Annotated in this window: 9 protein-coding genes; all 9 read right to left on the bottom strand. The window is 52.5% G+C overall.

What is annotated here, in order from left to right; all coding sequences use genetic code 11:
* Nucleotides 1–122 precede the first annotated feature (122 nt).
* The 9 genes from rnb to sapA all read right to left on the bottom strand — a co-directional run bounded on the left by rnb (nucleotide 123) and on the right by sapA (nucleotide 10258).
* Nucleotides 123–2057, bottom strand: a complete 1935-nt coding sequence (gene rnb / locus E0D98_RS00520; RefSeq protein ID WP_000484982.1) for an exoribonuclease II — start codon at nucleotides 2055–2057, stop codon at nucleotides 123–125.
* Between the two features lie 67 nt (nucleotides 2058–2124).
* Nucleotides 2125–3252, bottom strand: coding sequence for a CMD domain-containing protein (locus E0D98_RS00515; RefSeq protein ID WP_050877148.1), 1128 nt, complete (start codon nucleotides 3250–3252; stop codon nucleotides 2125–2127).
* Between the two features lie 144 nt (nucleotides 3253–3396).
* A complete protein-coding gene (gene fabI / locus E0D98_RS00510; RefSeq protein WP_000506490.1) occupies nucleotides 3397–4185 on the bottom strand; it encodes an enoyl-ACP reductase FabI in 789 nt (262 codons plus the stop codon).
* 369 nt (nucleotides 4186–4554) lie between these two features.
* Complete coding sequence (locus E0D98_RS00505; protein ID WP_000968850.1) at nucleotides 4555–4908, bottom strand: DUF559 domain-containing protein; 354 nt, start codon at nucleotides 4906–4908, stop codon at nucleotides 4555–4557.
* A 67-nt stretch (nucleotides 4909–4975) separates the two neighbouring features.
* Complete coding sequence (gene sapF / locus E0D98_RS00500; protein ID WP_001460831.1) at nucleotides 4976–5782, bottom strand: peptide ABC transporter ATP-binding protein SapF; 807 nt, start codon at nucleotides 5780–5782, stop codon at nucleotides 4976–4978.
* Between the two features lies 1 nt (nucleotide 5783).
* Nucleotides 5784–6776: a peptide ABC transporter ATP-binding protein SapD gene (gene sapD, locus E0D98_RS00495; RefSeq protein WP_001128858.1), complete on the bottom strand. Its 993-nt coding sequence runs from the start codon at nucleotides 6774–6776 to the stop codon at nucleotides 5784–5786.
* Nucleotides 6776–7666 (bottom strand): peptide ABC transporter permease SapC, encoded by an 891-nt coding sequence (gene sapC, locus E0D98_RS00490; RefSeq protein ID WP_001146163.1) that lies wholly within the window; start codon nucleotides 7664–7666, stop codon nucleotides 6776–6778. Before sapC ends, sapD begins: the two co-directional genes overlap by 1 nt.
* Nucleotides 7653–8618: a putrescine export ABC transporter permease SapB gene (sapB, locus tag E0D98_RS00485; protein ID WP_000583277.1), complete on the bottom strand. Its 966-nt coding sequence runs from the start codon at nucleotides 8616–8618 to the stop codon at nucleotides 7653–7655. The genes sapC and sapB overlap by 14 nt, the downstream gene beginning before the upstream one ends.
* Nucleotides 8615–10258 carry an ABC transporter substrate-binding protein SapA gene (sapA, locus tag E0D98_RS00480; protein WP_001250213.1) on the bottom strand — a complete coding sequence of 548 codons (1644 nt, stop codon included), beginning with the start codon at nucleotides 10256–10258 and terminating at the stop codon, nucleotides 8615–8617. Before sapA ends, sapB begins: the two co-directional genes overlap by 4 nt.
* Nucleotides 10259–10318 lie beyond the last annotated feature (60 nt).

The raw sequence follows: 10318 nt of genomic DNA, 5'->3' as shown, positions 1-10318 counted from the left end.
ATCCAGTTTTGGAAAAACGCCAGTTTTCAAACGAAAGTCAGTTAAAAAATCTGCCTGGATATAACGAAGGTAGAGCGGGGAAATAAACGGCCCATCCATGAGGAATGGGCCGTGAAAGGAGATTACGCGACCGGGCGCGCAATAATGCTGCGGGTTTCCATGCGGACTTCGGCAATGGTGACGTCAATAACGTCAGTTACTTTGTAAACCGTTTCACCTTTAATTTGTACAGTGCCGTTTTCCTGGCTGCAAACCAGTTCATCGCGCATAGCGTGTAAGAAAGGTGCCGGAATAAAGGCGATAGCGCCGTTATCAACCAAACGCACACGCATGCCGCCACGGCTGATATCGACAATTTCCGCCGCGAAACGGGTGTCGGTCCCGGCTTTGTCTTTCAGGAAGCGTGCGTATAACCAGTCGCCAACATCACGTTCTGCCATCCGGTTGAGACGGCGACGCTCGGCCATTTGGACAGTGATTTCATCCTGTGGGCGCGTCGCAGTTTCGCCTTTGATAACCGCTTTCAGCAGACGGTGGTTGATCATGTCGCCATATTTACGGATCGGCGAAGTCCAGGTGGCGTATGCTTCCAGACCGAGGCCAAAGTGAGGACCGGGTTCAGTGCTAATTTCAGCAAATGACTGGAAGCGACGAATGCGGCTGTCGAGGAAACCAGTTGGTTGCGCATCCAGTTCACGACGCAGTTTGCAGAAACCGTCCAGCGTGAGCACTTCTTCGGCATCGACATGCAGACCGTGCGTTTTCAGCAACGCTGCCAGCGCGTCGGCATTCGCCGGATCAAAGCCCATATGCACGTTATAGATGCCAAAACCGAGCTTATCGCGCAGTACGCGGGCCGCACAAATGTTAGCGGCAATCATCGCTTCTTCGACGATACGGTTGGCAATGCGACGAGGCTCGGCGACGATATCCAGCACTTCACCTTTTTCACCGAGAATAAAGCGGTAATCCGGGCGATCTTTAAACACCAGTGCGTGGTTATGACGCCACTCGCCGCGGCGTTGGCAAATTTGCGCTAGCAAACGGACTTGTTCGGCAATTGCTTCACTTTCAGGCTGCCAGTCACCGGTATTTTCCAGCCAGTCAGAAACCTGGTCATACACCAGCTTTGCTTTGGATTCGATGGTGGCGGCAAAGAATTCGATATTATCTTCAATGGTGCCATCAGCGGAGAGCGTCATGCGGCATGCCAGTACCGGGCGGACTTCATTGGCGCGCAGTGAGCAGAGATCGTCAGAAAGCTCGCGAGGCAGCATAGGGATGTTGAAGCCAGGCAGATAGTTGGTGAATGCGCGAATTTTCGCGGCTTTGTCCAGCTTGCTGCCTTCAGCAATCCACGCGGTTGGATCGGCAATCGCCACAATCAGCTGAAGTTTGTCATCCGGCAACGCCTTAGCGAAAAGGGCGTCATCCATATCTTCTGTGCTGGCACTGTCGATGGTGACAAAATCCAGCGCGGTCAGATCTTCACGAACCAGACCTTCATCGAGCATTTCGGTAGCGACGCCGTCTGGTGCTTCTTTTTCCAGATTATGGCGCGCAAGGGTAACCCACCACGGTACAAAGTGGTCGTCACCAAAAGTGATGTATTGTGTCAGTTCAGCATAGAAAGAACGATCGCCTTTCAGCGGATGACGGCGCATTTCGGCAACCGCCCAGTCGCCTTCTTTAAACTCGTGGTTCAGGCCACGGGCTGCGCGGCAAGGAATGGCGTCTTTTAAGAGTGGATGATCAGGAACGATGGCCAGACGGTCATTTTTGCCCTGAACTTTACCCACGAAACGAGTCAGGAACGGTTCAACCAGTTCTTCTGGCTCTGCGGATTCACGTTCTTTTTCACTGTGGATCACCGCGATAATTCGGTCGCCATGCATGACTTTTTTCATCTGCGGCGGCGGAATGAAATAACTTTTTTGCGCGTCGACTTCCAGGAAGCCAAAGCCTTTTTCTGTGGCTTTTACCACCCCTTCAGCGCGTGGCGTCTGGGAATGCAGTTGCTGTTTAAGCTGCGCTAGCAGCGGGTTGTCCTGAAACATAATTGTCTATTTTGGTGGCCATTAGAGCGGCTGACAGTTTTACGCGAATCTGTCTGACGCGGCAAGGTTAATATGTCTCACCCAACGCGATTTTTAAGCGATTTATCCAGCCACACAGCCCGCTCCATACCAGCAGATTAATAATCTGCGTTGATGATTTTTCGTGTTCGAGTAAAGGGCTGAACTGGGCGGCGCTAAAGCGATCGGGTGCTCGGGTCAGCCATTGTATCGCCTGAACGGTAGCGTGCTCAACAGAATGACGGTCAGCCCATTGGTTAATTTCATTTTCGCCCTTGCGCAGAAGGGGGCTGATTTTTTTATATTCATTTGATGAATCCATACAGGCGGCAAAACAAGCAGGACTGCCATTTATCCGCGCGCATAACAACGCCGCAAGCTTATTATCCGGCTGTGTATTAACCCGTGTACTGTTTAACAACCTTTCGAGAAGGGAAAGTGAAATAGGGTGGAGAGAGAGTGTTTCGGCCAGTTGGCAAAGTTCTGCTGTTGAACTTTTTGTGTACTCTTCAGGTAGTTTTTCCACCTCATAGCTGCTTCGCCAGCGTATTGATTCATCAGCAAACAGTGACGCGTCGGCGTAGTTTTGTATTTCCAGACCGGGTGACCAGCGTACCGGGTGCCCGAGATAAGCCTGAAATGTCGCAATGGTCCGCGCCTGAAAGCCAATAAAACCAATGATTTGGTTAATGATCACACAGTCCCCGGCAGTAAGACCGACGTCATTCAGATGCTGGCGCGATCGGTTGTCGATAATAGAAGGCGAGCTAGCCAGTTGGCGGGCATATTGCGTGATTTGTGCCAACCTATGATTGCTTTCCCTGGAGGAATCAGGCCCGGGGAGCGGCGTAAGTCGCGCCGAATAGTAGTTACATAACCGCTGGACGCCGCAAACCTGAGCAACCGTCAGGGCCGTAGACAAGCGTTCATAAGCGGTGAAGGTCTGTGAACGGGTCACGGTAAGCTGGTCAGGGAACAATTCCACTGCAAGAACGCGCGCAGGGACCAGCCATGAAAGGAAGGGAGCCAGCGTTTCTTCATCAAGGATCACGTCGAGCAGAAAGGGATCGCTGACCTTTGCGGCTTCCGGGACCAGAGGCAGAACGTCATACTCCGCAGTACTGGATTGCGTTTCATGATACCAGTGGCTTTTGCCGGTGATGTGGCGTTGTTCCATGGGCGCTCCTTGGTCGTAAAGGAAATCGTTATCCTGACGCAAGGCGGGAAGGGGAGAAAGACGGATCGGCGATAACAAATATCAGAAAGGTATAACAGAGATAACGGGCGGCAGAACGCCGCCCAATATTTACCAACAGAATGATTATTTCAATTCGAGTTCGTTCATTGCAGCGATGCTGAAACCGCCGTCAACGTGGACCACTTCACCGGAGATACCGGCAGAGAGATCGGAGCACAGGAATGCCGCGGAGTTACCCACATCTTCAATAGTAACGGTACGGCGAATCGGGGTAACGGCTTCGCAATGAGCCAGCATTTTGCGGAAGTCTTTGATACCGGAGGCCGCCAGAGTACGGATCGGACCAGCAGAGATGGCGTTAACACGCACACCTTCCGGACCCATCGCGTTCGCCATATAGCGCACGTTCGCTTCCAGAGACGCTTTTGCCAGACCCATAACGTTGTAGTTCGGGATAGCGCGCTCAGCGCCAAGGTAGGAAAGGGTCAGCAGGGCAGAACCCGGATTCAGCATGGAGCGGCAAGCTTTTGCCATTGCAACGAAGCTGTAGGAGCTGATGTCGTGGGCAATTTTGAAGCCTTCACGGGTAACGGCGTTAACATAGTCACCATCCAGCTGATCGCCAGGTGCAAAACCAATAGAGTGTACGAAACCGTCAAATTTCGGCCAAACTTTCCCCAGTTCAGCGAACATGGTGTCGATGCTGGCATCTTCTGCAACATCGCACTGCAGAACGATGTCAGAACCCAATTGAGCGGCAAATTCTTCTACGCGGCCTTTCAGTTTGTCGTTCTGGTAGGTGAATGCCAGTTCAGCTCCTTCGCGGTGCATCGCCTGAGCGATACCGTAGGCGATGGATAGTTTGCTGGCAACACCGGTTACCAGAATGCGCTTACCGGAAAGAAAACCCATAGCTTTAATCCTTATTGTTGATGCTTGTTGTGCCTGAAAATCAGGCGATTCGTCGTTTTAGTAAACAGTACGAACAGATAAACGGTTATTATAATCAACCTGGCTGTGAGTGGCTATAGCTGCCAGGTCCGACCGGAGCAGGGTGCGGGCAGGGTGGGCGCTTTTCCCCACACCCTAATCCTCTCCCCAGAGGGGCGAGGGGACCGTATTGTGCAAATATTGTCACCCCAGCAACAAACAGGCTTATACAGCCCCCTAACCCTTTCAGGGCGATGGCTGGGACGGTTCAGACCTTGCCGAATATTCTCCAGCACTGTCTCCATGTTTTCACCACAACAGCTATTCGGCTCGGTCGGCCCCCTCGCCCTTTCAGGGTGAGGGTGACCGGCGGTTCAGTTCCTGCAGAATAATCTCCAGCACCGCCTCCTCATTACAATCAATCTCGTTATGCCAGAAACGCAGCACGGTCCAGCTCTGCGACTCAAGCCAGCTAGTGCGCCTGGTATCATAGGCAACTGCCAAATCATGCTGCCCACCATCCAGCTCAACGACTACGCGCGCCGAGCAGCAAGCAAAATCGAGAATGTAGCTCCCCACCGGATGTTGACGGCGAAATTTGAAATCACCAAAACGTCGGCTGCGAAGATATCGCCAGAGCTTTCGTTCCTGCAAAGTGAGATTGCGTCTTAAATCACGCGCATTTGATTTTATTTTATCCATCACCTCATTCTGACAAGATTTAATCTCTTGTCAGAATGAGGTGGATAATCTGGAAGGAGGATTCAGAAAATTAGCGATCTTTACGCCACGCATCCGCTGTCAATGCTTCGCCAAAGTGCCCGGCAATCAGCCGTTTGGTGAGTTCATGCAGCGGCGATGCCAGCACATCCGCGGTGCTGCCTCGTTCGACAATCTCGCCCTGATGCATCACCAGCACCTGGTCGCTAATGTGCTTCATCATTCCGATATGCTGGGTAACATAAATATACGAAATGCCCTGTTTTTCCTGTAATTCCAGCATCAGATTAATCAACTGCGAACGCATCGACATATCCAGTGAAGCGAGGGCTTCATCGGCAATAATGACTTTTGGGCGCAATATCAGCGCGCGCGCCAGACCCAGACGCTGTTTTTGTCCGGGTGCCAACATATGCGGATAGTAACTGACGTGATCCGGTAGCAGCCCAACCATACGCATCGTTTCAATAATCTGTTTGCGACGCTGTTCCGGTTCCAGGTCGGTGTTCAGGCGCAGTGGAAAATCCAGAATTTGCGAGATACGTTGACGGGGATTCAACGAGGTCGAAGGATCCTGAAAAATCATGCGAATACGCTGACTGCGGAAGGAATAATCGCCAAAATGCAGTGGATGATCGTCAATCAATAACTCGCCGCTGGTAGGCTCTATCATTCCCGCCAGCATTTTTGCCAGCGTGGATTTACCCGAACCATTCTCGCCAATAATCGCCAGTGTCTGGCCTTCACGTAGCGTAAAGCTCAAGGGTTTTACCGCTTCTACGGTCTGACGACGAAACCAGCCGGTCCGGTAGCGGAACGTTTTACTTAAATTACGCACTTCAAGCAGCGTTTCGATCATCTCACTCTTTCTCCATGTTCAGCGGGAAATGACAGGCATAGAGATGATTTTTCGCCCCCGTCAAACGTGGCGTCACAATGCATTCTCGTTGTGCATACGGGCAACGTGGCCCCAGACGACAACCAATCGGTAACTGTTCCAGCAGTGGGATAGCGCCGGGCAGCGTATTGAGGCGACTTTTATGCGGCATCGCGCTGCCGAAGTCTGGTATCGCGCGGATCAGCGCCTGGGTATAAGGATGATGTGGCATCGTCACCAACTCCTTACTCGGCGCGGTTTCCACTGTTTGACCGCAGTAAAGCACGTTAATTTTATCCGCCCATTGGCTAAGCATTTGTAAGTCATGGCTGATAAGCAAAATAGTGGTATTGCTGTTTTGGTTGAGACGCGTCAGCAGGCGAAAGATTTGCGCCTGGGTTGTTGGCTCCATTGAGTTGGTCGGTTCGTCAGCAATCAGCAGACGCGGTTGATTCGCCAGTGCAATGGCTATCATCACTTTCTGACATTCACCTTCGGTCAACTCATAGGGAAAACTGCGCATCGCATCTTTGTGATCTTTAATCCCCACGCGGTGCAGCAGTTCAATGGCACGGCGTTTGCGCCAGCCAAAACGCTGCCACCAACGGCCTTTATAGGTCCAGGCTGGGATGTTTTGCATCAACTGGCGACCCACACGTTCTGAAGGGTCAAGACACGACTGCGGTTCCTGGAAAATCATCGACACGTTATGGCCAACCAGTTTGCGCCGTTCGCGTGCGGAGAGACGCAGCAAATCGATATCATCAAAACGCATACGGTCAGCAGTAACACGCCAGTTATCTTTATTCACCCCACAAATCGCTTTCGCAATCAAACTCTTGCCGGAACCGGATTCACCAACAAGACCGCGGATTTCACCTTCGGTTAAGGTCATACTTACCCGGTCGACGGCTTTAACCCACTCATCACCGGTTTTAAATTCAATGGTCAGGTTACGAATATCGAGTAATGGCATTATTCCACCCCCGCAATAATCGCACGACGAACGCCATCGCCAAGGAGGTTAACCAACAACACGCTAATCATAATTGCCGCACCTGGCAGCATGACAGTCCACGGGGCGACATAAATCAGTTCCAGCGCATCACCGAGCATCGCTCCCCATTCAGGCGAGGGGAGTTGTGCGCCGAGATCGAGAAAGCCCAGCGCGGCGATATCGAGAATTGCCATCGACAGTGCGCGGGTGATCTCGGTGACCAGCCCGGCGGTGATGTTTGGCATCACAGCAAACCAGAGAATATTCAGCGTTGATGCGCCATCCAGACGGGCGGCGATAACGTACTCTTTTTCCAGTTCGTCATGCACCATGCTGTAAATCGAACGTACCATACGCGGCAGCAATGCCAGCCAGACAGCAAACATAGCGTGGGACAAACTCGGTCCGGCAAACGCTACAACGATAATTGCCAACAGCAGCGAAGGGATCGCCAGTAAGGTATCCAGAATATGGTTAAGCACCGCTGAGCGGAGGCCGTGTGTCGCCCCGGCGAAGGTGCCCAGTACCAGGCCACAGATCGTCGCGGCAAGCGTCACCACAAATGCGCCACCCACGGTTGGCGCAGCTCCGCTCAGTAAACGGCTTAAAACATCGCGTCCGAGGTCGTCAGTCCCCAGGAAGAAAGAAACTTCGCCATAGCGCGACCATGACGGCGGCAATAATTGATAACCGAGAAATTGCTGGTCGATGCCGTAAGGCGCAAACCAGCCGCCAAAAATACACAGTACAGCCAGCCCCGCGCAGCCGTACAGGCCGACCATCGCAGAGGCGTCACTATAAAATTTGCGCCAGGCGGTACGCAGCGTGCCCGGCGGGCGCTTTTCGCTGTATACGCTATCGTAAGGCATACCATTCCTTATGTTTCAGAGGGTTAGCCATGGCACCCAAAATATCAGAAATCACGTTAACAATAATGACCAGTGATCCACACACCATCACTCCGGCGGAAATGGCTGCGTAATCCTGCTGGCGGATGGCGTTAATTAACCAGCGCCCTAAACCCGGCCAGCTAAAAACCATTTCGGTGATCATCGCCAGCGTCAGCATGGTGGAAAACTGTAAGCCCAGGCGAGGAATAACCGGCGGTAACGCGTTATGCAGAACGTGGCGACGCAAAATAGTAAAGCGCGACAAACCGCGGGTCGCCGCCGCTTTTACATAGTTCTGGTCATACACTTCGATAGTGCTGATACGCATCAGGCGGATCACTTCAGTTGTTGGCGCAACCGACAGGGTGATCACGGGCAATATCATATGGCGGATTGCGCTCATGATCATTTCATCCCGCCATGGTGAGTCCGAAAGCCAGGCATCAATCAACGCAAAACCGGTAATCGGTTTCACTTCGTAGAGCAGATCGAAACGCCCTGAAACGGGCAACCAACCTAGCGTGAGTGAACAAAACAGCGTCAACAGAAGCGCCAGCCAGAACACCGGGATTGAAAAGCCCAGTAAGGCGATGGCGTTGATCAAGTTATCCTGCCACTTATGGCGCGTAATCCCGGCAATCATCCCCACGGGGATGCCAACAATCAGCGCAAAACCGAAGGCGAGGATGCACAGTTCCATCGTCGCCGGGAAGACCTCTTTTAACTGTTCGGCAATCGGTTGACCGTTAATGCTGGAAACACCAAAATCCCAATGGATCAGGCCGTTAAACCAGAACACCCAGGCATTCCACAGTGACGCGCCTTGTAACGGCGCATGAGGGGTGAAATAGCTCAAGCTGAAGCCAACGAAGGTCAGCAGGAACAAGGTGACAATCAATAACAAAATGCGGCGTAAGGTGAAGATAATCATGGTTTTTTCACCTCATCCTGTTTCTCGCGATACACCCCAGCAAAGGAGGCGTTACCAAACGGGCTAAGTACCAGACCTTTGATATCGTACCGATAGGCCTGCAAACGCAATGACGACGCCAGCGGCAAAATGGGCAATTCCTGCGCCAGAATACTCTGCGCTTCGTCATAGGCTTCAATACGCGCCGCCAGCTGCTGCGAGGAGAGCGCCTTACGCAACACGCTGTCGAATTTCGGATCGCACCAGTGGGCGAGGTTGGTCTGTGAATGAATTGCCGCGCAGCTCAGTAAAGGACGGAAGAAACTGTCCGGGTCGTTACTGTCCGTCGCCCAACCGGATAACGTCAGATCATGGCTCATATCCATCAACCGCGCCTCCTGAAAGCGACCTTCTACCGGCACAATCACCACTTTTACGCCAACCTGCGCCATATCCGCCTGAATCAGTTCGGCAGTTTTCAGTGGACTGGGGTTCCACGCCTGCGAACGTGTGGGCACCCACAGTTTCAGCGTTAAGTTTTCCAGCCCCAACGCCTTCAACTGTTCGCGCGATTTCGCCGGATTGTATTCAGTAATTTTAGCCTCGTTGTCATAGGCCCACGAGGCGCGCGGTAAAATAGAGGCCGCCGTTTCAGCCGTACCATAATAGATGGATTGCATCAGGCGCTGGTTATTAATCGCCAGTGCCAGTGCATGGCGGACAGCGGGATTATTTAGCGGCGGTTTGGCGGTGTTAAATGCCAGATAGGCGACGTTCATCCCAGGACGCAGCGTTAAACGCAAGCGCGGGTCGTCACGCAAAATGGATAGCTGGCTGGCAGCAGGCCAGGCCAGAACGTCGCATTCCCCGGTCAGGAGTTTCGACAGACGTCCGGTGCCGCCGGAGCCTAAATCCACCACTACCTGCGGCATTAACGGTTTACCGCGCCAGAAGTCATCATGACGTTGTAGGCGAATAAATTGCCCGGCGCGGTATTCCGACAACTGATACGGACCGGTGCCGACCGGTTGACGGTCGAGTTGCTCCTGGCGATCTTCTTTCTCTAACTTCCGGGCATATTCTGCCGACATGACCGAAGCATAATGGGTTGCGAGGTGCCACAAAAAAGAAGCATCCGGCTGGGCGAGTCGGAACTCAACGGTATGATTATCCAGTTTGCGGACGCTTTTCACGTTATCGGCAAATTGCAGGCTGTCGAAGTAGGGGAAGTTGCTGCCGTTGACGTTATGCCACGGGTTGTTGCGGTCAAAAATTCGCTGGAAGGTAAACACCACATCGTCGGCATTCATTTTACGAGTGGGAGTAAACCAGTCGGTTTTTTGAAACGGAACATCGCGACGCAGGTGGAAGCGATAGGTCGCGCCGTTGTCGAGTACTTCCCAGCTTTCGGCAAGTTCCGGCATCAGGCGATAGGTATAGGGATCGACATCCAGCAGTCGATCATAAAACTGGGCGGCAAGGGTATCGACAATTAACCCACTGCTCGCTTTGGATGGGTTAAAGGTGTTGACTTGCCCGCTGACGCAATAGACAAAACCGCTGTCGCGGATATCAGCATGCGGGGGGGATTCAGGCGCGGCGATTGCCTGACCACTCACAAGTCCAGCAATCACCAAAAGAGACGATAATACCTGGCGCATAATATTAAGGGATTTTATGTAAAGAGGCTATCTTACTAATATTTAATGACATTTGCCATT

The sequence above is a fragment of the Escherichia sp. KCJ4928 genome, assembly GCF_004352695.1.
Classification (GTDB): domain Bacteria; phylum Pseudomonadota; class Gammaproteobacteria; order Enterobacterales; family Enterobacteriaceae; genus ECMA0423.
The sequence above is the reverse complement of the archived record's forward strand: the minus strand, read 5'-3'. Positions and strand labels throughout refer to the sequence as shown.

Excerpts from the sequence above, each read along its gene's own strand:
- sapC (WP_001146163.1), bottom strand. The coding sequence starts at position 7,666 with ATGCCTTACGATAGCGTATACAGCGAAAAGCGCCCGCCGGGCACGCTG.
- sapB (WP_000583277.1), bottom strand. The coding sequence starts at position 8,618 with ATGATTATCTTCACCTTACGCCGCATTTTGTTATTGATTGTCACCTTG.
- E0D98_RS00515 (WP_050877148.1), bottom strand. The coding sequence starts at position 3,252 with ATGGAACAACGCCACATCACCGGCAAAAGCCACTGGTATCATGAAACG.
- fabI (WP_000506490.1), bottom strand. The coding sequence starts at position 4,185 with ATGGGTTTTCTTTCCGGTAAGCGCATTCTGGTAACCGGTGTTGCCAGC.
- rnb (WP_000484982.1), bottom strand. The coding sequence starts at position 2,057 with ATGTTTCAGGACAACCCGCTGCTAGCGCAGCTTAAACAGCAACTGCAT.
- sapA (WP_001250213.1), bottom strand. The coding sequence starts at position 10,258 with ATGCGCCAGGTATTATCGTCTCTTTTGGTGATTGCTGGACTTGTGAGT.
- sapF (WP_001460831.1), bottom strand. The coding sequence starts at position 5,782 with ATGATCGAAACGCTGCTTGAAGTGCGTAATTTAAGTAAAACGTTCCGC.
- sapD (WP_001128858.1), bottom strand. The coding sequence starts at position 6,776 with ATGCCATTACTCGATATTCGTAACCTGACCATTGAATTTAAAACCGGT.